19 protein-coding genes and 1 pseudogene are annotated in these 24,179 nt (G+C 73.5%); 4 read left to right on the forward strand and 16 right to left on the reverse strand.

Translation table 11 applies throughout. The annotated features are described in order from the left end of the window. Positions 1-29 precede the first annotated feature (29 nt). Genes ligD through ACZ5Y0_RS21395 form a run of 3 tightly spaced genes read right to left on the reverse strand, consistent with a single transcriptional unit; the run spans position 30 to position 4,373 of the window. On the reverse strand, positions 30-974 hold the full coding sequence (ligD, locus tag ACZ5Y0_RS21385; protein WP_469130264.1) for a non-homologous end-joining DNA ligase: 945 nt from the start codon (positions 972-974) through the stop codon (positions 30-32). After that, the gene (locus ACZ5Y0_RS21390) at positions 971-2,827 is read right to left on the reverse strand and encodes a transketolase (protein ID WP_469130265.1); all 1,857 of its coding nucleotides are present in this window, start codon (positions 2,825-2,827) and stop codon (positions 971-973) included. The genes ligD and ACZ5Y0_RS21390 overlap by 4 nt, the downstream gene beginning before the upstream one ends. Before the next feature lie 4 nt (positions 2,828-2,831). Beyond that, positions 2,832-4,373, reverse strand: a complete 1,542-nt coding sequence (locus ACZ5Y0_RS21395; RefSeq protein ID WP_469130266.1) for an NAD(P)/FAD-dependent oxidoreductase — start codon at positions 4,371-4,373, stop codon at positions 2,832-2,834. Between the two features lie 200 nt (positions 4,374-4,573). Between ACZ5Y0_RS21395 and ACZ5Y0_RS21400 the strand changes: the two genes are divergently transcribed. Together ACZ5Y0_RS21400 and ACZ5Y0_RS21405 are read left to right on the forward strand one after the other, a co-directional pair. Then, entirely contained in the window at positions 4,574-5,527 is a 954-nt protein-coding gene (locus tag ACZ5Y0_RS21400) for an LLM class F420-dependent oxidoreductase (protein WP_469130267.1), read from the forward strand. 332 nt (positions 5,528-5,859) lie between these two features. Beyond that, positions 5,860-6,210, forward strand: coding sequence for a VOC family protein (locus ACZ5Y0_RS21405; protein WP_469130268.1), 351 nt, complete (start codon positions 5,860-5,862; stop codon positions 6,208-6,210). A gap of 12 nt (positions 6,211-6,222) precedes the next feature. Here ACZ5Y0_RS21405 and ACZ5Y0_RS21410 read toward each other — a convergent pair. Further along, positions 6,223-7,114, reverse strand: a pseudogene (locus ACZ5Y0_RS21410) (arginase family protein). Positions 7,115-7,203: 89 nt separating this feature from the next. On the opposite strand from ACZ5Y0_RS21410, the gene ACZ5Y0_RS21415 reads away from it, so the two are divergent. Beyond that, the gene (locus ACZ5Y0_RS21415; protein WP_469130269.1) at positions 7,204-7,605 is read left to right on the forward strand and encodes a DUF6204 family protein; all 402 of its coding nucleotides are present in this window, start codon (positions 7,204-7,206) and stop codon (positions 7,603-7,605) included. On the opposite strand, the gene ACZ5Y0_RS21420 is transcribed toward ACZ5Y0_RS21415, so the two are convergent. The 12 genes from ACZ5Y0_RS21420 to ACZ5Y0_RS21475 form a co-directional block, all read right to left on the reverse strand. Beyond that, on the reverse strand, positions 7,535-8,128 hold the full coding sequence (locus tag ACZ5Y0_RS21420) for a GNAT family N-acetyltransferase (RefSeq protein WP_469130270.1): 594 nt from the start codon (positions 8,126-8,128) through the stop codon (positions 7,535-7,537). The two genes, ACZ5Y0_RS21415 and ACZ5Y0_RS21420, sit on opposite strands and share 71 nt — an antisense overlap. A gap of 20 nt (positions 8,129-8,148) precedes the next feature. After that, on the reverse strand, positions 8,149-8,367 hold the full coding sequence (locus ACZ5Y0_RS21425) for a DUF1049 domain-containing protein (protein ID WP_469130271.1): 219 nt from the start codon (positions 8,365-8,367) through the stop codon (positions 8,149-8,151). A 162-nt stretch (positions 8,368-8,529) separates the two neighbouring features. Continuing rightward, positions 8,530-9,453 (reverse strand): S66 peptidase family protein, encoded by a 924-nt coding sequence (locus tag ACZ5Y0_RS21430; protein ID WP_469130272.1) that lies wholly within the window; start codon positions 9,451-9,453, stop codon positions 8,530-8,532. Further along, positions 9,450-11,438, reverse strand: coding sequence for an LpqB family beta-propeller domain-containing protein (locus ACZ5Y0_RS21435; RefSeq protein WP_469130273.1), 1,989 nt, complete (start codon positions 11,436-11,438; stop codon positions 9,450-9,452). The genes ACZ5Y0_RS21430 and ACZ5Y0_RS21435 overlap by 4 nt, the downstream gene beginning before the upstream one ends. Before the next feature lie 11 nt (positions 11,439-11,449). Then, positions 11,450-12,754 (reverse strand): M20/M25/M40 family metallo-hydrolase, encoded by a 1,305-nt coding sequence (locus ACZ5Y0_RS21440; protein WP_469130274.1) that lies wholly within the window; start codon positions 12,752-12,754, stop codon positions 11,450-11,452. After that, positions 12,747-13,580 carry a M55 family metallopeptidase gene (locus ACZ5Y0_RS21445; protein ID WP_469130275.1) on the reverse strand — a complete coding sequence of 278 codons (834 nt, stop codon included), beginning with the start codon at positions 13,578-13,580 and terminating at the stop codon, positions 12,747-12,749. Before ACZ5Y0_RS21445 ends, ACZ5Y0_RS21440 begins: the two co-directional genes overlap by 8 nt. A 772-nt stretch (positions 13,581-14,352) precedes the next feature. Then, positions 14,353-14,970, reverse strand: a complete 618-nt coding sequence (locus ACZ5Y0_RS21450) for a sigma-70 family RNA polymerase sigma factor (protein WP_469130276.1) — start codon at positions 14,968-14,970, stop codon at positions 14,353-14,355. A gap of 171 nt (positions 14,971-15,141) precedes the next feature. Then, positions 15,142-15,828 carry a hypothetical protein gene (locus tag ACZ5Y0_RS21455; protein ID WP_469130277.1) on the reverse strand — a complete coding sequence of 229 codons (687 nt, stop codon included), beginning with the start codon at positions 15,826-15,828 and terminating at the stop codon, positions 15,142-15,144. A 430-nt stretch (positions 15,829-16,258) separates the two neighbouring features. After that, positions 16,259-16,984, reverse strand: a complete 726-nt coding sequence (locus ACZ5Y0_RS21460) for a class I SAM-dependent methyltransferase (protein WP_469130278.1) — start codon at positions 16,982-16,984, stop codon at positions 16,259-16,261. Between the two features lie 158 nt (positions 16,985-17,142). After that, positions 17,143-19,671: a SpoIIE family protein phosphatase gene (locus ACZ5Y0_RS21465; RefSeq protein ID WP_469130279.1), complete on the reverse strand. Its 2,529-nt coding sequence runs from the start codon at positions 19,669-19,671 to the stop codon at positions 17,143-17,145. Positions 19,672-19,813: 142 nt separating this feature from the next. Further along, a complete protein-coding gene (locus tag ACZ5Y0_RS21470) occupies positions 19,814-22,222 on the reverse strand; it encodes an MFS transporter (RefSeq protein ID WP_469130280.1) in 2,409 nt (802 codons plus the stop codon). Between the two features lie 160 nt (positions 22,223-22,382). Continuing rightward, positions 22,383-22,826 carry an SRPBCC family protein gene (locus ACZ5Y0_RS21475; protein ID WP_469130281.1) on the reverse strand — a complete coding sequence of 148 codons (444 nt, stop codon included), beginning with the start codon at positions 22,824-22,826 and terminating at the stop codon, positions 22,383-22,385. Between the two features lie 180 nt (positions 22,827-23,006). On the opposite strand from ACZ5Y0_RS21475, the gene ACZ5Y0_RS21480 reads away from it, so the two are divergent. Beyond that, positions 23,007-24,062 (forward strand): Rv2578c family radical SAM protein, encoded by a 1,056-nt coding sequence (locus ACZ5Y0_RS21480; protein WP_469130282.1) that lies wholly within the window; start codon positions 23,007-23,009, stop codon positions 24,060-24,062. Positions 24,063-24,179: the final 117 nt, after the last annotated feature.

The raw sequence follows: 24,179 nt of genomic DNA on the forward strand, positions 1-24,179 counted from the left end.
GAACGACCTGCGTACGGGCGGTACGCCTTTCAGCCCCGCAGAGCGTCGAGGCGGCGCCGGGCGGGACCCAGGGCGCGGCCGCGGGCGCTCACCCCGGACCAGGGGTTGGTGCGGGCCTGCTCGACGGCGTCGGCGATGGTCCAGCGGCGGGGCCCGAGGCCGGGGTCCTCGAGCTGGTCCCAGCGGATGGGCATGGCCACGGGGGCGCCGGGGCGGGCCCGCACGGAGAAGGGGGCGACGGCGGTCTGTGCGTAGCCGTTGCGCTGCACGTCCAGGTAGAGCCGCTCACCGCGGTCCTTCTTGCGGGCGGCGGTGGTCAGCCTGTCGGGGTGCTCGGCGGCGAGCAGGTCGGCGGCGTCCCGGGCGAAGGCGCGCACCTCGTCGAAGCCGTGCTGTCCGTTCAGGGGGACGACGACGTGCAGTCCGCGTGAGCCGGTGGTCATCAGGGCGGACGGCAGCCGCACCTCGTCGAGCAGTTCGCCCAGGCGCCGGGCCGCCTCGCGCACGGCGTCGAAGTCGTCGCCGGACGGATCCAGGTCGAAGATCATCAGGTCCGGGCGATCGACCCGGCCGGCCCGCGACAGCCAGCGGTGCGGGGTGATGCAGGCCTGGTCGGCGAGGTACACCAGGGTGGCGGAGTCGTCGCACACGGTGTGCAGGACGGTGCCGTCCTCCTTGGTGACCTCCTCTCGCGTGATCCAGTCCGGGTAGTGGCCGGGGGTGTTCTTCTGCATGAACCGGGGACCGTCGAGGCCGTCCGGATGCCGCTCCAGCATCAGCGGCCGGCCGCGCAGCCGCGGCAGCATGAAAGCGGCCACCGACCGGTAGTACGCCACCAGGTCGCCCTTGGTGTACTCCTCGCCGTCGGCACCGGCCGGAAAGAGGACCTTGTCCGGCCGGTGGACCTCGACGGTGCGGCGTCCCGCTCGCACGGTGCGGACGTCGTCCCGCGACCGACGGGCTCCGTCGCTCACGGGACGACCGCCGTCTCCACCAGCAGCCGTGCCGAGGCGGCGATCGAGTCGGCGTCGATGCCGGCCGCGTGCAGCTGTTCGTCGGGGCTCGCCGAGCCCGGCATCGTGCGCACGGCCAGCCGCACCAGGCGGGGCACGGGACGTCCGTCGGTGAAGGCGTCCAGGACCGCGTCGCCGAGGCCGCCCTCCTCGTGGTGGTCCTCCACGGTGAGGAGACAGCCGGTCTCCTCGGCGGCCCGCCGCAGCGTTGCCCGGTCGACGGGCTTGACCGAGTACAGGTCGATCACCCGGACCTGGATGCCGTCGGCGTCGAGGGCGTCGGCGGCCTTCAGCGCCTCGTGCACGGTGACACCGGCCGCGACGACGGTCAGCCGGTCGCCGACGGAGGATCGCAGCACCTTGCTGCCGCCGACGGGGAACTCCTCGTCGGGACCGTAGATCACCGGACTCTCGCCGCGCGAGGTGCGCAGGTAGCGGATGCCGTCGAGCCCGGCCATGGTGGCGACCAGCCGGGCGGTCTGGTTGGCGTCGCAGGGGTGAAGGACGGTGGAGCCGTGCACGGCCCGGAACATCGCCAGGTCCTCCAGCCCCATCTGCGAGGGCCCGTCCTGTCCGATGGCCACTCCGGCGTGCGAGCCGACCAGGTTGATCCCGGCGCCGCTGATGGCCGCCATGCGCACGAAGTCGTGCGCCCGGGTCAGGAAGGCCGCGAACGTGGAGGCGTACGGCACCCGGCCGCGCGCGGCCATGCCGACCGCGGTGGCGACGAGCTGCTGTTCGGCGATGTAGCACTCGAAGAAGCGGTCGGGGTGCTCCTCGGCGAAGAACTCGGTGCGGGTGGAGTCGCCGACCTCGCCGTCGAGGGCCACGATGTCGCCGCGGGCCGTGCCGAGGGCGGCGAGGGCCTGCCCGAAGGCGTCGCGGGTGGCGACGCCCTTGTCGGGGTCGCCCTTCTCCCAGCGGGGCAGGTCGAGACGGCCGGTGGGCACGGAGTGCAGCATGCGGGTGGCGGGCGGCTCGTGCACCCGCACGCGCAGGTCGCGGATCCCGCCGAGTTCCGCGATCGCCTCGTCCGCGTCCGGCAGCGGCTTGCCGTGCAGGCCCTCGCGGTCCTGAACGGCCTCGACGCCCTTGCCCTTCAGGGTGCGGGCGAGGATCGCGGTGGGCTGTCCCCTGGTCGAGATCGCCTCGCCGTACGCGCGGTCGACGGCGTCCACGTCGTGTCCGTCCACCTCCACGGTGTGCCAGTCGAAGGCCCGGAAGCGGCGGGCGTACGCGTGGAGGTCGTGACCGTGCCGGGTGGGGCCGCGCTGGCCGAGCCGGTTGACGTCGACGATCACCGTGAGGTTGTCCAAGCGCTCGTGGCCCGCGTGTTCGGCGGCCTCCCACACCGAACCCTCCGCCATCTCGCTGTCCCCGCACAGCACCCACACCCGGTGGTCGCAGCGGTCCAGCCGCTTGCCCGCGAGGGCGATGCCGACGGCCACGGGCAGCCCCTGGCCGAGGGAGCCGGTGGCCGTCTCGACCCAGGGAAGGCGCTGCGGGGTGGGGTGCCCTTCGAGGCGGCTGCCCAGTTCGCGGAAGGTGAGGAGTTCGCCGTCGTCGATGGCTCCGGCCGCCTTGTACGCCGCGTACAGCAGCGGGGAGGCGTGGCCCTTGGAGAGGACGAAACGGTCGTTGGCCGGGTGGGCGGGGCGGTCGAAGTCGTAGCGGAGGTGGTTCGCCAGCAGCACGGCCACCAGGTCCGCGGCGGACATGGAGGACGTCGGGTGCCCGGACCCGGCGGCGGCGGAGGCGCGGACGCTGTCCACCCGCAACTGCTGTCCGAGTTCGGTGAGTTCGGCGGTGTCCATCGGGTCAGTGGTCTCCCTCCTGAGGGGCGGGGCGCGGCCGGTTCCTCGCGGGCTTCGGGCCGGGCTGGTTCTCGGCGGCCCCCCGCCCCGGCCGGTCCCTGTTCCTGGCCGGCTCGCTCTTGACCGGCTCGGGCGTCGGCGAGGTGATGGTCCGGGAGATGTCGTCGCCACCGCCTCCGCCGACGGCCTTCTGCCCGCCGACGGGGGCGCCGGATCCCCCGGACGCCGCCTGCCGTTCCCGTCCGTCCGGTACCCGCGCCACCTCCGGCGACGCGGTGTCGAGCGGTACCGACCAGGACCGTACGAGGCCCAACTGGACGGCCTGACGCGGCAGTACGGCTTCCAGCAGCCAGTCGGCCGCCACGCGCACGCGGTTGCCGGGCATGGCGGCCAGGTGGTATCCGCGGGTGACCGCGCCGGCCGCCAGGCCCGACAGGGGGACACCCAGCGGGTTGGCGGCCGCCTTGACCCCGCCGAGGTCGACGACGAAGCCCAGGTCCTTGTGCCGGTAGGGCCGCAGCTCGCGCCCGGTCAGCGAGGCGGCGATGTTGTGAGCGGCGACCTTGCCCTGCCGCCAGGCGTGCTGCGCCGTCATCGGCGTGTACGCCCCCGGCTTCTCCAGATCGGGCACGGCGGCGGCGTCACCGCACGCGAACACCTCTGGCCTGCCGGGCACCTGAAGGGTCGGCTCGACGAGGAGCCGCCCGCGCTCCATGGGCAGTCCGAGGGATTCCGCGAGGGGGTCGGGCCGTACGCCCACGCACCACACCAGGGTGCGGGTGTCGACGAACTCGCCGTCGGTGAGCAGGACTCCGTCCCGCGTGGCCTCCTTCACGGAGGTCCCCATCCGCACGTCGACGCCGCGCTCGCGCAGCACCCGGTCGGCGGTGCCGGAGAGCCGCTCGTCCAGCTCGGGCAGGACCCGGTCGGCGACGTCGAGGAGCAGCCAGCGCGGTCGCATGCCCCTGCGCAGGGGGTGGGCGCGCACCAGCGCGTCGGTGAACAGCTGCCCCTGAGCGGCGACTTCGGTGCCGGTGTAGCCGGCGCCGACCACCACGAACGTGCAGCGTGCCGAGCAGAGCGGGGCGTCGTCGGAGGAGGAGGCCAGTTCGACCTGCCGAGTCACGTGGTCGCGCAGGTAGAGCGCCTCGGGCAGGCCGCGGAAGCCGTGGGCGTGCTCGGCGACGCCGGGGACGGGCAGCAGTTTGTTGACGCTGCCGGCGGCCAGCACCAGCCGGTCGTAGCCCAGGGTGCCCGGCTCGCCCTCGGGGTCGGTGTAGTGCACGGTGCGCCCGTCGAGGTCGATGCGTCCGGCCTCGCCGAGCACCAGCCGCACGTCGGGCAGGGTACCGGCGAGGGACACGGTGACCCGGCGCGGTTCGAGGATGCCCGCGGCCACCTGGGGCAGCAGGGGCAGGTACAGGAAGTAGTCGGTCGGGTTCACCAGGGTGATGTCGGCCCGGCCGCGGGCCGCCCGCGCGAGGGTGCGGGCCGTACGGTATCCGGCGAAGCCGGCTCCGACGATCACGATGCGGGGTCGACTCACGTTCGCCTCCGGTGGCCCCACGCCGTGCAGGTCGCGGGAAAGTGTGTCGTACGGGGGTTTCCGCGTCCCCCCGGCCGGGCCCGCCAAACGTCCGCCGCGGCCCTCCGGTCCTGCGTCGCGGTGCCCGGTTTCCCGCCCGCGCGCCGGGTAACCCGGACCGCGACCGCCCACCCACCGCACCCCCGGCGGAGGTACCCCCCATGCCCGAGTACGGCTATTTCCTGTCCTGCGAGGAGTTCGGCCCCGCGGACCTCGTCGAACAGGCGCGGATGGCCGAGCAGGCCGGATTCACGGCGCTCTGGATCTCCGACCACTATCACCCGTGGAACGACGCACAGGGTCAGAGTCCGTTCGTCTGGTCGGTGATCGGCGCCCTGTCGGAGGCGGTGTCGCTGCCCATCGAGACGGCCGTGACCTGCCCGACCGTGCGCATGCACCCGGCGGTGGTGGCGCAGGCCGCCGCGACGAGCGCGGTGATGACGAACGGCCGCTTCCGGCTCGGCGTCGGCTCGGGCGAGGCGCTCAACGAGCACATCCTGGGCGACGCCTGGCCGCCCGCGCACGTACGTCTGGAGATGCTGGAGGAGGCGATCCAGATCATGCGGCGGCTGTTCACCGGCGAGGAGGTCAACCACGCCGGCACCCACTACACGGTGGAGAACGCCCGCCTCTACACGGTCCCGGACGAGCCGGTCCCGATCGACATCTCCGGCTTCGGCCCGAAGGCCACCTCGCTCGCGTCCCGCGTCGGCGACGGCTACATCACGATGATGCCGGAGGAGCCGATGGTGGAACAGTTCCGCAAGGGCGGCGGCGGCGCCAAGCTCGTCAGCGGCGGCACGAAGGTCTGCTACGGCCCCGACCGCGACGAGGCCGTCCGTACGGTCCACAGGCTGTGGTCCAACCAACTGCTGCCCGGTGAGATGGGGCAGATCCTGCCCACGCCGAGCCACTTCGAGCAGCTCGAGCCGCTGATCACGGAGGAGATGGTGGCCGACAACACGGTGTGCGGCGACGACGTGGAGGAGCACGTCGGCGCGCTGAAGGCGTTCGCCGACGCGGGCTTCGACCGGATCTACGTGAATCAGATCGGCCCCGACCAGCGCGGTTTCTTCGACTTCTACCGCACGAAGGTGCTGCCGCAGCTCCCGTGAGTTCGCGGGCCGGTCCCGACGGCGCCCCGGGCCGGTCCCGACGGCGCCCCGGGCCGGGGCCGGCGGGCCGCGGGGGCGTCCGCGCACCCGGCCGTCACCGCCGCAGCCCGGCCGGCGGCCGGCCGACCCGCTCCGCCGCCCGGCACGGCCTCGATTGCGCCAGGCACCCCTGAGGGCTGTGGCGGTGCACTCGGCGTCGAAGGGGCCGTGCGAGTGGCGCACCCCGCGTCGAACGGACCGTACGACCCGTTTCCGGCCCCGCGTCCGCATCGCGCGCCGGGTCCGCCGGAAGGGACATCCGCGTTCCGCCGGGCCCAACTAGGCTTCCCCGCATGAACATTGTGGGAGCCACCTTGCGTGTCTGCGTGGACGACCTGGAAGCCGCCGTCCCCTTCTACGAGCGCCTCTCGGGCACCCCGGCGCTGCGCTTCGAGCGCGGCGGCGTGCAGGTCGCCGCGGTGGGCTGCTTCCTGCTGATGAGCGGGCCCGCGACCGAGCTGGAGGTGCTGCGCAAGGTCGCGGCGACGATCGCCGTGACGGACGTCGACGAGGCGCACAAAACGCTGGACGAGCTGGGAGCGGACATCATCGCCGGCCCGGTGGCGACCCCGGTGGGTCGCCATCTGATCGCACGGCATCCGGACGGCGCGGTGTACGAGTACGTGCACCGCCGCCCGGCGTGAGGCGGACAGCGGTCAGGCGCGGCCGAGGGCGGCCACGACGAGGTCGGCGAGGAGCGCGCCGGCCATGCCGTCGGGATCCAGGTCGGGGTCGTAGACGGTGACGTTGAGGCCCGCGCAGCGCGGGGAGGCGAGCAGCGGCCGCAGCAGCGCGACGAGTTCGTCGGGGAGAAGGCCGTTCGGGTCGGGACTGTCGACGGCGGGCATGACGGTGGGGTCGAGGACGTCGGCGTCCAGGTGCACCCAGAAACCGTCGAGTTCGGGGATGTCGAAGGCGCGTGCGGTGGCGTCGCCGAGCGCCTGCGGGCCCCACTCGCGCAGTTCGCCCACGGTGACGACGGGCATCTTCAGGGCGACGAGTTCTGCGGTGTCGTCGGCGAACTCGTCGCGGATGCCGAAGAAGCGGACGTCCTCGTCGCGCAGGTAGGGCTTGAGTCCCTCCAGGTCGGTGAGGTCCTCCTGGCCGCGTCCGGTGGCCAGCGCGACCTCCTCGCCGCCCGCCGCGCTCGAGTTGCCGGGGTGACGGAAGTCGGGTGAGGCGTCCACGGCCGCCAGCCCGTACCGGCCGATGCGGCGCAGCGCGAGGGAGGCACCCAGCTGGATCGAGCAGTCGCCGCCGAGGACGACGGGGAAGTCACCCGCGCGCACATGCCGTTCGACGCGGTCGGCGAGCCGGCGGGTGTAGGAGGCGAGGGCGGCCGCGTTGAAGACGCCGTCGCCCTCCTTCCAGTCCCCCCCGGTCGTAGCGCGGCGGCACGACGACTCCACCCTCCAGGGCGCCGAGACGCCTGACCATCCCCTGATCGCGCAGGGCTCCGGCGAGCTTGTGGCAGCCGGGCACGGTACCGGGCGCGGGCGGGCGCAGCCCCAGGTTGGAGGGGGCGTCGAGCACGACGAAATTCCGCATGCCCGGCATCCTCGCCGACGTACAGTCGGGCGTTCAACGGCTTTCACGCAGGACACGCGGAACACTCGGAACACGAAGGAGCGGACGCGGTGAGCGAGCAGACGACCGAGCAGCACATCTACCGGGTCATCGTCCGGGGCACCTGGGACGGCCTGACCGAGGCGGCACGCGCCCGGCTGCTCGCCGATGCCGCCGACCACGGCCTCACGAGCATGCGGTTCACCGAGGAGGGCTCGCTGTCGTACGAGCCGTCGCCGCTGAAGCACTTCTCGCTGCGCTACGTGGTGGTCTCGGACGCGGCGGACGGCGAGGAGATGGCGGGCGCGCTCGCCGAGGAACGCGCCGAGACGGCACTGCGGGAGCTGGGCTTCGGCTTCACCGGCCTGAGGTCGACGGTCACGGACCTCGACACGATGAAGATCAACCGGAAGGGCGGGCGGACCCCGAGCGCGGGTCGCCCGGGGCACGCGGGAAGCGCATCTCGGCGGTGAGCGCCCACCGCTCGTGGTCGCGCCAGTCCCCGTCGACGTAGATCATCTTCGGGGAGAAGCCCTCCAGGCGAAACCCGCAGGCCCGCGCCAGGGCGATCGAGGCCGCGTTGCCGGGCTGCACGTTGATCTCCAGTCGGTGCAGCCGCATCGGCCCGAAGGCGTGCGCCACCACGAGGTCGAGGCCCTCGCGCATCAGTCCTCGGCCGGCCGCGTGGGCGAAGGCGCCGTAGCCGAGCGCACCGCACTGGAAACCGCCTCCGACGATGTTGTTGATGTTGATGAACCCGGCGACGGCCCCGTCGTCGAGGGTGCACACGAGGAATCCGGCCTTCGTGGGGTCCTCGATCAGCCGTCCCGCGTACGCCCGGTAGGCCTCGGTGGTGGCGGGCGGGAACAGCCACGGACGGTGCAGGTCCCTGCTCTCCCGCACCCGGGCGGTGAACTCGTCCGCGTCGGCGTGGGTGAAGTGACGTACGCCCACGCGCGGGCCCTCGGCGAGGTGGCGGGATGTGATGTGCGGCATCGGGCCAGCGTACGACGGGGTCAGCCGCGCCGTTTGACCACGTACGCGCCGCAGAGCGCGCCGACGGCCCCGGTGGCGGGCATCGCCGTCCACAGCGGCACCGTCACCGTCACCTCGGGGACCAACAGCCTGATCCGGCTGGCGCCGGTGTTCTCGAAGCGGGCCGGGACTGCCTTCGGGCGGCGGGCCGGGTCGAGTGCGTGCGGACGCGCGACGGCCCTGCCGGGGACGGGCCGCAACCGCGCCCCGGCATGCGGGGCAGCGTCTCGGAGTCGGGCCGGGACGCACGCCGGTATGCGGGGCGGCCCTCTCGGGGGGCGGTGCCCCCGTCGGCGCGACGTGGCCGTCCCGGCGAGGGACCGGGGCCGGGGGTCAGCTCTGAGCGCGGCCGGGGCCGTGGGTCAGCTCAGCGCGGGTGCGTCGAGGGTGAGCGTGCCCGCCTCCGCGTCGAGTTCGGCGGCGACCCCGAAGGGCACCGTCAGAGCGCCGTCGCAGTGGCCGAAGCCGAGTTCCTCCACCACCGGCACGCCGAGCCCGCCGAGCCGGTCGGCCAGCACCGGCCGCAGTTCCTCGTAGGGCCCGCACTGCGCCCAGGACCCCAGGGCGATCCCGGCGACGCCGTCCAGCCAGCCGGTGCGCAGGAGTTGGGTGAGCGCCCGGTCGACGGCGTACGGCCGCTCCCCCACGTCCTCCAGGAGGAGCAGCCCGCCGCGGGCGCCGGACCGGGAGCACGGGGCGCCGTAGCCCGTGGCGAGCAGGGCGAGGCAGCCGCCGAGGGTGACGCCGCGGGCCCGGCCGGGGGCGAGGGCGGTCCCGGCGGAGGTGAGGGTGCGGACGGTCTCCGGGGCGAACAGGGTGGCCCGCAGGTGTTCCTGTGCGCGGGCGTTCTTCACGAAGTCGACGCCGGCGGCGACCGGCCCGTACAGCGTGGCCAGGCCGAGGCGGACGGCGAACGCCTCGTGCAGGGCGGTGCTGTCGCTGAAGCCGAGGAAGACCTTCGGCCCGGCTGCCCGCATGGCCTCCCAGTCGAGCAGGTCGACCATGCGCTGGGCGCCGTAGCCGCCGCGCGCGCAGATCACCGCGTCGACGGACGGGTCGCACCAGGCGCGCTGAAGGTCGGCGGCCCGGTCGGCGTCGGTGCCGGCCAGGTAGTCCAACCGGCCGTGCCGGTCCAGGACATGCGGTGCGGCGAACGGGTCGAGGTCCCAGCCGCGCAGCAGGTCGAGGCCGGCCTGGAGCCGTTCCTCGGCGACGGGTCCGCTGGGCGCGACGACCGCCACCCGGGCACCGGGGGCGAGCCGGGGCGGCCGCAGGAGTTCGTTCACTTCGTCAGCTCCAGGGTGGGGACACCGGGCGTGCTCAGCCCGAACACCTGCGCGTACAGGGACAGTTCGGCCTCCAGGGCGCGGACCACCGTCTCGGCCCGCCGGAAGCCGTGCCCCTCGCCCTCGAAGGCGATGTAGGCGTGCGGGATGCCGCGTCCCGCGATGCGGGCGAGGAGCCGTTCGGCCTGGGCGGGCGGGCAGATCACGTCGTCGAGACCCTGGAGCAGCAGGAACGGTACGTCGATCCGGTCGGCGTGCTCGACGGGTGAGCGTTCCGCGTAGCGGGCGGGCACCTGGTCGAGGGGCCCGACCAGGGTGTCGAGGTAGCGCGACTCGAAGTCGTGGGTCTCCCCCGTCGCCCAGGCCGTGAGGTCGAGGACGGGGTAGATGATCGTGCCGCAGGCGTAGATGTCGGTGCCGGCCAGCGAGGCGGCGGCGGTCCACCCGCCGGCGCTGCCGCCGCGGATGGCCAGCCGGTCGCGGTCGGCGGTGCCCTCGTCGGCGAGGGCGAGGGCGACCGCCGCGCAGTCCTCGACGTCGACCACACCCCACTGCCCGCGCAGCCGGTCCCGGTACTCACGCCCGTATCCGGTCGACCCCCCGTAGTTGACCTCGGCGACGCCGATGCCCCGGGAGGTGAAGTAGGCGATCTCCAGATCCAGTACGAGCGGTGAGCGGTCGGTGGGCCCGCCGTGCGCCCAGATCACGTACGGGGGCAGCTCGGCGCCGGGGGCCACGCAGCCGGGGTTGTGCGGCGGGTAGACGTGGGCGTGGATGTCGCGGCCGTCGGGGCCGGTGAAGGCGCGGATCTGGGGTTCGGGGTAGTGGGCGGGGTCCACGGTGTCGTCGTGCTCGGCGCCGATCACGCGGGCGCGGCCGGCGGGGGCGCCCGCGCGCGGACCCGTCGCGGTGTGGCGGCGGGTGTCCAGTTCGACGACCTCGTAGGCGCTGCGGGGGCTGGCGCCGACGGCGACGACTCGCTCGCCGTGCACGGCGAGGGTGGGGGCGAACTCGGTCCAGGGTCCGGCCGCGTCGACGACCTCGCCGGTCTCGGGGTCGAGAACGCCGAGCGCGGCGGCCCCGCGACCGTGCACGACGGCGACGAGCCCGTCGGCCAGCGGGGCGAACCAGCGGTGACCGGGCTTCCAGAGGGCTCCGCCGAACTCCTCCTCGCGCGGACAGACGGGCTGGTGGTCCCGATACAGGTTCCACCAGCCCGTACGGTCGCTTGTATACAGTAGACAGCCATCGGTCGACCAGTCGACCTGCGCGATCGACTCCTCCGGTCCGCCGGCCACCACCCGGGGCGCCCCGAGCGTGCCGTCGGCGCCGACCTCGGCGACCAGCGCCTCCGTCCCGTCCCACGGCATCCGCGGATGGTCCCAGGCCAGCCACGCGGCCCGCCGCCCGTCGGGCGACAGCCTGGCCCCCGTGACGAACCGCCGCCGGTCGTCGGTGAGTTCCCGCACCGCAGCGCGGTCCGCCGCCGCCGACCCGTCCAACGGAACGGCGGCCAGCACCCGGCGCACGTCGGTGGGGCCGTCGCCGGTGAACTCCTCCAGCACGCACCACACCTCACCGCGCTCGAGCAGCACCTGCGGTTCCACCCAGCGCAGTCCGCCGCCCACCTCCGACACCGGGGTCAGCGGCCGGGGCTCACCGCCCGGCTCGAAGGCGTACAGCCGCTGGTCGGCGAAGTGCGCGAACACCACCAGCGTCCGGCCGTCGCGCACCTGGCCCGCCCAGGGCCGGCCGCCGTACTCGAAGACCCTGCTGCGCACGTTCCACGGCGCCGGCAGGACGGACTCCTCCGTACCGTCCCCGCGCCGTCGCACGAGGGTGCGCCGGCCGTCCTCGGCGGGACGGGGCGCCGTCCACCACACCTCCTCGCCGACGAAACCGACGTACTCGGGGCGTCCGTCGTGCGCGGCGGCCAGACGGGCGTCGAGGGGGGACGGCCAGGCGCCGTACGGCAGGATCTGCACGTCTCGCTCCTCTAGGCCGTGCGCAGGAAACGGTCGAGGACGTCGACGCCGAAGTGCAGCGCCTCGACGGGGACTCGTTCGTCGACACCGTGGAAGAGGGCCTGGTAGTCGAGGCCCTCCGGAAGCTTCAGCGGCGCGAAGCCGTAGCCGGTGATCCCTAGCCGCGAGAACTGCTTGGCGTCCGTACCGCCGGACATGCAGTACGGCACCACGTACCCCTCCGGCGCGAACTCCTCCACGGCCGCCCGCATCCTGGCGAACGTCGGCGAGTCCACCGGCGCCTGGAGGGCGACCTCGCGGTGCTCGAACTCCCAGCTCACATCGGGCCCGGTCAGCGCGTCGAGGGTGGCGCGGAACTCGTCCTCGCAACCCGCGAGATAGCGACCGTCGACGTACGCGACGGCCTCCCCCGGAATCACGTTGATCTTGTAGCCGGCGTCCAGCATGGTCGGGTTGGCGCTGTTGCGGACGGTCGCCTCGACCAGCTTGGCCGTCGGGCCGAGCTTCTCCAGCAGGCCGTCCACGTCGTCCAGGCCGGCCTCGATGCCGTACAGGGCGGCGAGTTCGGTGAGCGCGGCCGTCACGGTCGGGGTGAGCCGCAGCGGCCACTCGTGCTCGCCGATGCGGGTGATCGCGGCGGCCAGCCGGGTCACCGCGTTCTCCCGGTTGACCTTGGAGCCGTGGCCCGCGCGACCGCGCGCGGTCAACTTCAACCAGCCGGTGCCGCGTTCGCCGGCCGCGATGGGGTAGATCTCGCGTCCGGCACCGTCGTGGAAGGTGAACGCGCCCGACTCGCTGATGCCTTCCGTGCAGCCCTCGAAGAGATGGGGGTGCAGGTCCGCCAGGAACCCGGAACCGTCCTCGGCGCTGGCCTCCTCGTCCGCCGTGAACGCGATGACGAGATCGCGCCGGGGCCGCACGCCCTGGCGGGCCCAGGCCCGCACGACGGCGAGGATCATCGCGTCCATGTTCTTCATGTCGACCGCCCCGCGCCCCCACACGACGCCGTCGCGCACCTCCCCCGAGAAGGGGTGCACGCTCCAGTCCGCGGCCTCGGCCGGCACCACGTCCAGGTGCCCGTGGACGAGCAGCGCGTCCGCGGACGGGTCGGTGCCCTCGATGCGGGCGACCACGTTGGTGCGGCCCGGGGTGCGTTCGAGCAGGGTGGGCTCCAGGCCCGCCCCGGCGAGCTGTTCGGCCGCGTACTCGGCGGCGGGCCGCTCCCGGCAGTCCCCGCCGCCCCGGTTGGTCGTGTCGATCCGGATGAGGTCCGAGGTGAACCGAACGACCTCGTCCCGCGCCTGCCCGTCAGCCATACTGCTCCTCCACCGCGGCCGAGACGACCGTCGTGACCGCCTTGAACGTGCGAATGCCCTCGTACATGGTGCCGCTGGTGTAGGCGACCCTGCGCTCCCCGGTCCGCGCCACGCCCGGCACCACGGTCGCGGCCATCGCCAGATGTTCGGCGTCGAACTCCACGGCGACGGTGAACGGTCCCGCGTCCACCGGTTCCTGGCGGACCGCCAGCCGCGCGGCCTCCTTGGCCGCGGCCCGGATGTCGGCGGCGGTCCTGGCCGGCGTCCGGCACACCGCCGCATACCGCGACACATGGTCCTTGACGGCGACCTTCAGCGCCTCGGGCGCGTACCCGAGCGCGTCCTCGCAGGCCACGTCGTCACCGGTGACCAGCACCACCGGCACCCCGTACTCGGCGACGACCCGCGCGTTGAGCAGCCCCTCGCTGGCCCGTACGTCGTTCAGCCACACCCCGGTGATGGAGTTGGCGAGGTAGGTGTGGGCGAGAACGCCCTCCGCCCCTGCGCCCGCGTGATATCCGACGAACGCGATGCCGTCGACGTCGCCGTGCTGGACGCCCTCCACCATGGACAGCGACTTGTGGCGCCCGGTGAGCATCTGGGCCCGCTCGTCGAGCCGCTCCAAGAGCAGGTTGCGCATCGTCCAGTGCGCCTCGTTGATCAGGACCTCGTCGGCACCGCCGTCGAAGAAGCCGAGGACGGCCGCGTTGACGTCGGAGGTGAACAGCGCCCGGCACCGCTCCCACTGGGGCGTCCCCGGCAGCACGTCGGCCGGCCAGGTGACACCGGTGGCGCCCTCCATGTCAGCGCTGATCAGGATCTTCATACCCGCGTCCGTCCTCTCCCGGAAACCCCCTGAGCTTAACGGTCCCCCTGACGTCCGTCGCAGGGCCGCCCCGGCCACTGCGCCGCGCCCGGCCGTGCCGCGCGGGGCGACCGGCAGCCGGCGGGAGCGTCACGGTGTCTCCGGTGGGGCCAGCGGCCGGACCTGGGACCCGCGCCGACGGCGGTGCACCTCCGAGCGCGCCGCCACCGGCCCGGACACCCGCCCAGCCGAGCCGCGGCACCGGACGGGCCGGGACCCGAGCCCCCCGTCCCACGACCTTCGGCACCGGCCCACCCGCCCCGGCCCCGAGTGCCCGGCACCGGCCGTCGCACCGCCCGCCCAGCCGAGCCGCGGCAGCGGACGGGACCCGAGCCCCCGGCCACACGCACCTGGCACCAGCCCACCGCCCCGGCCCACACGCACCTGGCACCAGCCCACCGCCCCGGCCCACACGCACCCGGCACTGATCCACCCGTCCCGGCCCACCGCGCACTCGGCACCGGTCCACCCACCCCGCTTCAAAGTGCCCGGCACCGGCCCTCGCACCGCCCGCCCAGCCGAGCCGAGCCGAGCCGAGGCAGCGGACAGGCCGAGAACCAAGGCCGCGGCCGACGAGCACCCGTCACCGGCCCACCAGCCCCGGCCCACGCCTTTCGGCACCGGCCCACCCGCCCCGGTCCGCGCGCCCGGCACCAGCTTTCGCGAAGCCCGCCCGTCAGTCCACCGGACCGGGCCAGCTGAGGCTTTGCGGGATGCCTCGGTTCCGCACGGCTCAGGCCGCCACCACGGCGGCAGCCTCCTCCGCCTCGGACAGCAGGTCCGTCAGGGTGGCGCGGGCGCGGGCCACGCGGGAGCGGACCGTGCCGACGGGGCAGTCGGCGTGGCGAGCCGCCTCGGCGTAGGGGAGGCCGAGGAGTTGGGTGAGGACGAACGCCTCGCGCCGGTCCGCGGGCAGTGCCGTCAGCAGGTCGAGCAGGGCGACGCCGTCGTCGAAGCCGGGCAGTCCGCGTGTCTGGGTGCGTTCGGCGGCCAGCCGCCAGTCCGGGACGTACGCCGGGCGCGGCCGGGTGGCGGCGTACCGGTGACTGTCCATCACCGCGCGCCGGGCGATCGACAGCAGCCAGGTCCGCGCCGAGGAGCGGCCCTCGAAGCGGTGCAGGCTGCCGAGGGCACGCAGGAACGTGTCCTGCGCGAGGTCGTCCACCGCCTGCGGGTCGGCGCCGAGATGGGCGACGTACCGCAGGACGTCACGGTGCAGGGCGCGCACGAACCGTTCGACGGCGTCCGCGTCGCCCGCGCGCGCGGCGAGCGCCAGCGCGGTCGTCGAGGCGTCGGCGGCCGCGGATCTCCCGGACGCGGGGCGGGGGTCGGGCAGGGAAGGGTCCATCACCTGGTGTCCTTCGGCAAGGCGGATTCCGGACCGACGGCGCGTGAGCGCGTGTGCGGTCCGGTGAACGGGGAGACGGCCCCACGGCGGCGGGGACGTCCGGAGGACGCCCGCGCGCCGGCGTACGGCCGTGGCCCGAGACGCACAGGGGCGGCCTCGGGGCACCTGCTGTCGTCAGGCGACAGCGGTCCCCGTGGGCGGGCCCCGGGAGGTGATCGCATGGACGAGGAGAAGCAGCCGCGGCGCCCGGTCCGCGCTGCGGCGGCGCACGCGCGCGCGTGGCCGCTCCGCGGCGACCGGCACCGCGAACAGCGGCCGCAGCGGCGCCGCCAGCCATCCGGCGACGGCTCGCAGGATGCGGAAGGCGGCCCGCTCCCCGTACGCCAGCCACAGCCCGCACAGCAGCGCGGCCAGCAGATGCGCGGCCAGCATGCCGTACGACGACGGCTCGCCCCCGCCCGCGGCGGCACCGGTGTGACCCATGAGGCCCATGGCATGCGGGGCGTGCCCTGGATGCGACGAGCCCATGGCCGTGTCCATGGTCATGCTCATGCGCATGTGGGCGTGGGCGTGGGCGACCACGGTGGCCGAGCCCACGGCCGCCGTCCCCGACCCGGCGAGGGAGAACGCCGAGTGCAGAGCGGTCTGCGCCGCGACGACGACGGTCACGATCAGCGGCAGCCCGCGCTCACGGTCCGCCAGGCCCCAGCCGGCGGCGCCCGTCGCGACGGCGCCCGCGCCCAGCGCCCACCAGGGCACCCGGCCGCCGGACATCAGGATGTGGCCGAGGGCGGCGAGCAGCACGCAGACGGCGGCGAACACCGCGGCCCGTACCGTGCGAGAACACCGCCCTGCTGTCATGGCGTCTCATCCTCGCATCAGGTACCCCCGCCTATGCCCTGGGTACGGAAACCGCCCTGCCCGGCACTCGATCCGTCCCGTGTGGCACGCGTCACGCCTCTCCGGGCGCGCCGCCGAAGTCACGTCTCGCTGCGGTCCTCGACGACGGCGCCGCAGCGACCGACGCGAAACCGGCGGCGGCCGGCCGCGACGGAGGTGGCGGTACCGCACCCGACCCGCGCGGAAGGGGTGACCGGGCCGTCCCGGTCACCCCCCCCCGGATGCGTTCTCAGAATCCCCCTGCGAGCCATGTGACGCCGCGGCCGCGAGCACCCCGTGCATCGGTAGAAGCGGCATCAGAGTCCTCGGCTTCCGTCACCCCTCGGCACGCGGCGCCACGCGAGTGTGACGGGGAGAGGAGCCACTGCCCTGTGATGCCTCATGACGGTGGTCACTCCTCCCGGCCCGCCAAGACCCACCTCGACGGCAGCTCGATCCGAGTGCCGTCGGAGGCGAACTCGGTTGTGATCAAAGGAAGTTCACCGGAGGCGAGGACGGTGAGCCCGGCCGCCGCCAGGTACACCGGCACCGCGTCGTCGGCGACCTCGCCGGGAGCTATGCCGTGCCGGAAGACCGGCGCGAGCTTCGGCGGAGGCCCGTCGGGACTCTGCGCCAGCCCGCCCAGGACGGGCCGGGCGGCCTCCGACAGCTCGACCAGGAAGGCCCGGCCGCGCTCCCCCAGCAGGGCGGCGATCCCGTCGACCAACGGCTGCCGGTCGCCGGGCTCGCACTGGTGCAGGACCCCCCTCATGTAGACGTTGCTGTCGCCGAGTTCGGCATGCATCATCTCCGCCTCGTCCCTCTCGGCCGCGTCCAGCAGCCGGTACGCCGCCTGCCCGCCGGGGTCGGCCCGGCGGGCGTGGTCGAGCGCCGCGGCGGACAGATCGGCGCCGATCACCTGCGGGAAGCGGTCGGCGAGGAAACGGGTCTGGGTGCCGTTTCCGCAGCCGAGGTCCACCAGCGGCAGCCCGGGATCGAGCAATCGCGGCTCGAAGAAGGCGAGATGGCGGGCCGCGGTCACCGCGGGGTCCGCGTCCCAGAACACCGCCCCCTCCTCGCTGGGGGCCTCACGCCAGAAGCCCTCCCAGGCCGCTCGGTACCGACTCGTCACGCTCATGCCCAACTCCCCAGGTGCGACGCCGATCCGCCGTAAGTGACGGGCCAGTACGGTGTATCGCTCTGCGGTGGCGCGGACAAGCGCCGTACGCATTCCTTCACGCCCCGTTCGACGGGCGTACGCCGTTGTGCGCCCCCAGCGCCCGCGAAAAGCGCCGGTCAGCGCCCGGGCAGGGGCAGTTCGAACCAGACGGACTTGCCGTCGGCGGTACGGCTGGTGCCCCATTCCCGGGCCAGCGTGCTCACCACGCGCAGCCCGCGCCCGAACTCGTCGTCGGGTCCGGCGCTCAGCAAGGTCGGCAGCTCGTGGCCGTCGTCGTCCACCTCGCACAGCAGCGCGTCCCCGCGCACCAGCCGCAGGGCCACCGGCCGGACGCGCGAGTGCAGGACCGCGTTGGTGACCACCTCGCTGACCATCAGCTGGGCCGGGTCGGCCAGCTCCGCGAGCCCCCATTCGTGGAGCTGTTCGCGGACCACGGCACGGGCCCGGCCGGCCTGGGCGGGGTCGAGGGGGAAGGCCCACTCGGCGACGTCGTCGGGTCGGATGCCGTTGAGTCGGGCCATCAGCAGGGCCACGTCGTCCTTGCGGCCGCCGCGGGTGTTGAGGGCGCGGATGATGGTGTCGCAGGCGTCGTCCATGGAGGCGGCCGGATGGGCGGCCGACTCGCACAGGGTCGCGAGACCCACACCGATGTCCACGCCGCGCATCTCGACGAGTCCGTCGGTGCACATCACGAGCCGGTCGCCGGGCGCCACGCGCACGCGTACCGCCTCGAAGGGCACCCCGCCGACGCCGATGGGCGCACCGCTGGGCAGGTCGAGCAGTTCGCTTCGACCGTCGTCGGCACGCACCAGCACAGGCGGGATGTGCCCCGCGTTGGCGAGGTGCAGCTCGCTCGCGATCGGGTCGTAGACGGCGTACAGGCAGGTGGCGAGGTAGGTGTCGCCGAGCCGCTGGGCCAGATCGTCGAGGTTGCGCAGGAGTTGCGCGGGCGGCAGGTCGAGGGCGGCCATGGTCTGCACGGCGGTGCGCAACTGCCCCATCATGGCGGCGGAGTTGAGGCCGTGGCCCATCACGTCGCCGACGACGAGCGCGGTGCGGGCGCCGGGCAGCTTCACGGAGTCGAACCAGTCCCCGCCGACCCGCCCCAGCAGGGCGCCGGGCAGATAGCGGGTGGCGATGTCGCAGCCCGCCATGCGCGGCGGAATGTGCGGCAGCATGCTGTCCTGGAGGGTCTCGGCGACGCTCTCCTGGTAGGTGTACATGCGCGCGTTGTCGAGCACGAGGCCCGCGCGGGCGGCGAGTTCGGCGCCGGTGACCCGGTCCATGTCGTTGAACTCGGCGCGCTCGGGGTGACGCAACAGGATCATGAAGCCGAGGACGACATCGCGCGCCTTCAGCGGGACGACGAGCATCGAACGGCCCGTGATCAGGGGCCGGATGTCCCGCTTGTCGAACTGCGAGGCGATGGCGTGGCCCATCTGCTCGCTGATGCGCGGCACGAGCACCGGTTCGCCGCTGGTCATGCACTGGAAGAAGGGGGTGTGCGCCGGAAAGGCCATGGCCTCGCCGACGGGCACCACGTCGTCCCAGCGGCCGGGTTCGTCGGTGTGTTCCACCGCGACCCGGTGCCACAGGGTCCTGGTGTCCGGTACGCCGTCGGGGAACCCCTCGCCGGCGACGACCTGTTCGCGCAGATAGGTGCCGACGACGTCGGTGAAGCGCGGTACGACGGCCCTGCTGACCTCGCCGATGGTGCGGGTCAGATCGAGCGAGGTACCGATCTTCCCGCTCACCTCGTTGAGGAATTCCAGGCGTTCGCGGACGGCGACGAACTCGAGGTCCTCGCCCTCGTCGTCGGGGTCCTCGGGGTCCTCGAGGTCCTCGAGGTCCTCGAGGTGGGGTCGGCCTGCGGCCGCGGCACGGGCGGCCCGATCACGGCGGGCCCTGCGGTCCACGCGCCGGGCGACTCCCCAGTCGGGGGTGACGGGCACCCGGTCGTTCTGGCTGAACTCCAGAATCGGGTAACCCAGTTCGAGGACCTGCGCGACGACGCGGGCGCTCTCGCCGACGCTCATGCTGGGCAGGATCTCGGGGAGCCTGCGGGCGAGGTCCTCGGCGCCGGGGAAGTCGGTGTGCAGGGCGAAGCCGGGCGCGATGCGCTCGACGAGCCGACCGTCGTCCCGGTCGGGCGGGTGCAGGCCCGCCGCGTCGGCGGCCAGCACGAGGAGGCGCTCGCTGCCCGGTCCGACGAGCGGGTACGCCCACCACAGCACGTCGACGCGGCTCCTCCCACGCCCTGTGGCCGGGGGGATCCCCGTCTCGCCCCGCTCGGGCACGGTCAGCCGGGCCCGCCCGGCGGCCGGGTAACCCAGCGCGCCGTCGAGGGAGTTCCCGAGCCCGGGCCCGAGGCCGTCGTAGGGCGCGTAGTGCCCGTACGGCAGGTCGTCGTCGACGTCGGGAAGGGCGCCGGAGACGGGAAGCAGGTCGATGGCGGGCCGGCCGATCGCCTCTTCCTTCGGGACGCCGAACAGCCGGCGGGCGCCGCTGCTCCAGTGCGAGACGAGACCGGCCCGGTCGACGACGACCACGGCGAGCGGGACGCGTCCGGTGTCCGCGGGCTCGGGTGGCGCCCCGCTCCCTGCTCCGCGGCTCGGAGGCGTGTCCCTCTCGGTGCCACGGTCCATGGTCCAGACCCTCTCTCCCCAGAGCTGCACAAGATCTGCCCCGCAGCCACCACCGTACGGCGCCCGCCGCTCGGGATGTGCCGCAACTCTGGAATTGTTTTCACCGCGGAATTGCTGGGTAGAGGCCCTCCCCCGCGTGCTCTCAGTCCTCGTGGCCCAGTTGCAGATCGCGCTCCGTGCGTCCGCCGCCGGCCACTTGCAGCACCGTGGCGACCGGCGGGTAACCCGCGGCGATGACGGTGTATTCGCCGGAGGACAGGTCGACGAAGCGGAAGGTGCCGTCCGGGCCCGTGGTGAGGGTGTCCACCACGTTGCCCGCGGCGTCCAGGAGGGTCACGCGCGCGTCCTCCACGGGCCGTCCGCCGGTGGCCCGGACCGTGCCGCGCAGCAGGGCGCCGCCGGCGAGTTCGACGTCCTGGCGGGTCTCCCGCGAAGCCTGTACGGAGACGGGCAGCGCGGCCGGGCGGAAGGCGGGGGCGCTGGCGGCGAGGGTGTACTCGCCGGCGACCAGCTCGGTGATCACGTACCCGCCCTCGCGCCCGCTGCGGGTACTGGAGACGACCTCGCCGTGGACGTTGGTGAGGGTGACGGCGGCGTCCCGCACGGGTGTTCCGTCGGCGGTGACGACCGTACCGGCGAGGCGCCCGGCGCCGCCCAGGACCACGTCCAGCTCGACCGGGCGCTCACCGACGGTCACCGAGACGGCCTGTGGCTGGTGCCCGCCGGCGGCGGCGATCAGGACGTACGCCCCGGAGCCGGGCGTGGCCAGCGCGTACCGCCCGTCCTCGCCGCTGGCGCCGCGCCCGATCTGCTGTCCGGCGACGTCGATGAGCGTGAGCGCGGCGCGCGGAACGGCGGTGCCGTCGGGGTGCTGCACCGTGCCGCAGACGGGGATGCCGGCGGTGTACGCGGCACGGGCCTGCGGGATGGGGGTGGTCACGGGTGCGGGCTCCGTTTCGGTGGCGTGGTGGGACACCAGCGGTTTCTCCTTGATGAAGAAGGCGAGGACCAGACCGAGGACGAGCACCGGTACCAGGTACAGGAAGATCCGCGGCATGGCGTCGGCGTACGCGCCGATGTAGGCGTCGCGCAGCGCCGGGGGCAGGGTGTGGACGAGCTGCGGGGTGATCGACTCCGGGTCGGGGAGGCCGACGCCCGCGCTCTCGGGCAGGCGCTCACGCAGGGAGTCGGTGAGCCGGTTCGTGAGGAGGGTGCCGAAGACGGCCGCACCGACGCTGCCGCCGATCTGGCGGAAGTAGTTGTGGGCGCTGGTGGCGGTGCCGAGGTCGGCGGGGCGCGCGGAGTTCTGCACGGCGAGGACGAGGACCGGCATCACGAGGCCGATCCCGGCGCCGAGGACCGCCATCCAGAGGCTGTAGTGCAGCCGGGGCGTGTCGGCCTGGAGCCGGGACAGCAACCACATGCCGGCCACGGCGAGGGCGCCGCCGAGGAGGGGGTGGATCCGGTAGCGGCCGGTGTGGGTGATGAGCTGCCCGGAGACGACGGAGGTGACGACGATGCCGCCCATCATGGGCAGCATGAGCAGCCCGGACTCGGTGGCGGAGGCGCCGTCGACCATCTGGAGGAAGGTCGGGAGGTAGCTGGCGGCTCCGAAGAGGGCGATGCCGATCACCAGCCCCACGAGGCTGGTGAGGGTGAAGACGGAGTCGCGGAACAGCCGCAGCGGGATGAGGGGTTCGGCGGCGAAGCGCTCGGCGACCAGGAAGAGGAGGGTGGACAGGGCGGCGCCCGCGGCGAGGGAGAGGATCACGCGCGAGTCCCAGGCGTGCTCGGTGCCGCCCCAACTGGTCAGCAGGACCAGGCAGGTGGAGGCGGCGGCGAGCAGCAGGGTGCCGAGCACGTCGAAGCGGGGCCTGGCGCGAGGCCTGGGCAGGGTGAGGACGACGGAGACGACGGCGAGGGTGAGCAGGCCGAAGGGGACGTTGATGTAGAAACACCAGCGCCAGGACAGGTGGTCGGTGAAGTAGCCGCCGAGCAGCGGGCCGGCGACGGAGGCGAGACCGAAGGCGGCGCCGATGAGACCCATGAAGCGGGCGCGCCGCCGGGGCGGCACGATGTCCGCGATGATCGCCTGCACGCCGATCATGAGCCCGCCGGCGCCGACGCCCTGCACGGCGCGGAAGGCGATCAACTGGTCCATGGTCCGCGCCCGTCCGGCGAGCGCGGAGCCGACGATGAAGACGACGATCGCGAACTGGAAGACGCCCTTGCGGCCGAGGAGGTCGCCGAGCTTGCCGTAGACCGGCAGGCCGACCGTGGCCGTGAGGAGGTAGGCGGTGATCGCCCAGGACATCCTGTCCAGGCCGTGCAGTTCACCGACGATCTTCGGCAGCGCGGTGGCGACGATCATCTGCTCGAGTGCCGCGAGGAGCAACGCGAGCATCAGCCCGAAGAAGACGAGTCGCACTCGGCGCGGGCTCAGTCCGGCGCCGCGGGGCGCCCCGGGCGCGGGGGGTGGTGGGGGTGCCGCCGCCGGTGCGCTCAGCGATCCGTCGTGCAGGTCTTCCTGCACCAGCGTGGTCCCGCCCACCTACCGCTCCCCTCGTCGCACCTGCCCCACAAGTCCCGCGAAAGCGACAACTCCGAGCAAGCGCGACGAGTTACGGCGCCACCCGGTCCGAAGGGAGAACCACTCGAACCGGTGAGGTGGAGCAACGGTCAGGAGCCGTCCGGCTCTTGACTTCGACGTGTCACTTCTCGACCTCGGTGGCGAGGTTGGCGAGGATCAGGTCGTAGATCCGGCCGAGGCCCTTGGGCGCGAAGGTCCTCTCGAAGAAGCCCCCGATGCCGCCCGCGCCGGTCCAGGTGGTCGTCACGACGACCCGGGACCTGCCCTCGCCGGCCGGGGTGACCCGCCAGACGGTGACCATCGAGGAGTTGCGGTCCTTCTCGACCAGCTCGCCGTCGGTGGGCTCGGTGACTTCCAGGAGGCAGTCGCGGACGCGCTTGCTGGTGGCCTGGAGCTTCCAGTGGACGAGGGTGCCCTCCCCGTCGCCGCCCTCGCGCACCTCGTACTCGCTGAAGTGCTCGGGCAGCAGCTTCCCGCGCGTGCCGCTGTAGTCGGCGATCGCGTCGAACACCGTGTCCGGGGCCGCCGCGACGACCCGCTCGGTGGTGGCCTCGACCTGCGCCATGGGGTTCCTCCAGGTCCTTGTTGCTCGGTGGTTCCTCGGATCGGGGCAAGCCAACCACCCCGGTCCCCGGCCTCCCAAATCGGGGGTGCGGGAGCGGTCGCGGACCGGTCGGAAGGAGCTCTCGCACGATCATGGGAACAAGTGTTCTATTGTGAGGGCCAGTGCTACCGAGGAGGCGTCATGCGCTGGGAGAACCTCACCGTGGAACCCACCGCGGAACCCCGTCACGACCGGCCGGCCGACGCCGCGCTGTTCGGTGCGGACGCGGTCACCACCAGGACGTTCGACACGCCGGAGTTCGCCGGGATCACGTTCCACGAGATCCGGGCCCGCACGATCCTCAACCGGGTGCCGGGCGCCTCCCGGATGCCGTTCGAATGGACGGTGAACCCCTACCGGGGCTGCACGCACGCGTGCGTGTACTGCTTCGCCCGCAAGACGCACGGCTACCTCGACCTGGACACCGGGATCGGCTTCGACACCCAGATCGTCGTCAAGGTGAACGCGCCGGAGCTGCTGCGCCGCCAGCTGGCCTCACCCCGCTGGCACGGCGAGCACGTCGCGATGGGCACCAACGTCGACTGCTACCAGCGCGCTGAGGGCCGCTACCGGCTGATGCCGGGCATCCTGACCGCCCTGCGCGACCGGGCGAACCCCTTCTCCATCCTGACCAAGGGCACCCTGATCCTGCGCGACCTCGACCTGCTGAAGCGGTCCGCCGAGGTGACCGACGTCGGCGTCTGCGTCTCGGTCGGCTTCACCGACACCGAGCTGTGGCGCACCGTCGAGCCGGGCACGCCGGCCCCCCAGCGGCGCCTGGACGTCGTACGGACCCTGACCGAGCACGGCATCGGCTGCGGGGTGCTGATGGCCCCGGTGATTCCCTTCCTCGGCGACCAGCCGGCCCACCTGCGGGCCACCGTGCGGGCGATCGCGGCGGCCGGGGCAACCTCCGTCACCCCGCTGGTGCTGCATCTGCGGCCCGGCGCCCGCGAGTGGTTCATGGCCTGGCTCGGACAGCACCACCCGCATCTGGTACGTCGCTACGAGCGCCTGTACGCGGACGGCGCCTACGCGCCGAAGTGGTACCAGCGCCGGATCACCCGTCAGGTCCACGACCTGGCCGAGGAATACGGCGTCGGCCCCACGCGCGCGGCGACGCCCCGCCGGATCAGGCCGCCCGAACCGGCGGCGGAGCCCGCCACGGCCGGACCGACCCAGCTCACGCTGCTCTGAGCGCGTTCGAGGGCAACCGGCGGCCCAATCGGGTCAAGTATCACCAGAACATGTTCTACCGGGCCCGGATTCCGGGACGATGCGCCGAGGACCGCGATCCACGCGGTTCGCCGACCT

The organism is Streptomyces sp. NPDC033216, assembly GCF_055577115.1.

Coding starts and splice junctions, on each gene's coding strand:
- ACZ5Y0_RS21390 (WP_469130265.1), bottom strand. CDS start 2,827: ATGGACACCGCCGAACTCACCGAACTCGGACAGCAGTTGCGGGTGGAC.
- ACZ5Y0_RS21400 (WP_469130267.1), top strand. CDS start 4,574: ATGCCCGAGTACGGCTATTTCCTGTCCTGCGAGGAGTTCGGCCCCGCG.
- ACZ5Y0_RS21405 (WP_469130268.1), top strand. CDS start 5,860: ATGAACATTGTGGGAGCCACCTTGCGTGTCTGCGTGGACGACCTGGAA.
- ACZ5Y0_RS21420 (WP_469130270.1), bottom strand. CDS start 8,128: ATGCCGCACATCACATCCCGCCACCTCGCCGAGGGCCCGCGCGTGGGC.
- ACZ5Y0_RS21440 (WP_469130274.1), bottom strand. CDS start 12,754: ATGGCTGACGGGCAGGCGCGGGACGAGGTCGTTCGGTTCACCTCGGAC.
- ACZ5Y0_RS21445 (WP_469130275.1), bottom strand. CDS start 13,580: ATGAAGATCCTGATCAGCGCTGACATGGAGGGCGCCACCGGTGTCACC.
- ACZ5Y0_RS21455 (WP_469130277.1), bottom strand. CDS start 15,828: ATGACAGCAGGGCGGTGTTCTCGCACGGTACGGGCCGCGGTGTTCGCC.
- ACZ5Y0_RS21460 (WP_469130278.1), bottom strand. CDS start 16,984: ATGAGCGTGACGAGTCGGTACCGAGCGGCCTGGGAGGGCTTCTGGCGT.
- ACZ5Y0_RS21465 (WP_469130279.1), bottom strand. CDS start 19,671: ATGGACCGTGGCACCGAGAGGGACACGCCTCCGAGCCGCGGAGCAGGG.
- ACZ5Y0_RS21475 (WP_469130281.1), bottom strand. CDS start 22,826: ATGGCGCAGGTCGAGGCCACCACCGAGCGGGTCGTCGCGGCGGCCCCG.
- ACZ5Y0_RS21480 (WP_469130282.1), top strand. CDS start 23,007: ATGCGCTGGGAGAACCTCACCGTGGAACCCACCGCGGAACCCCGTCAC.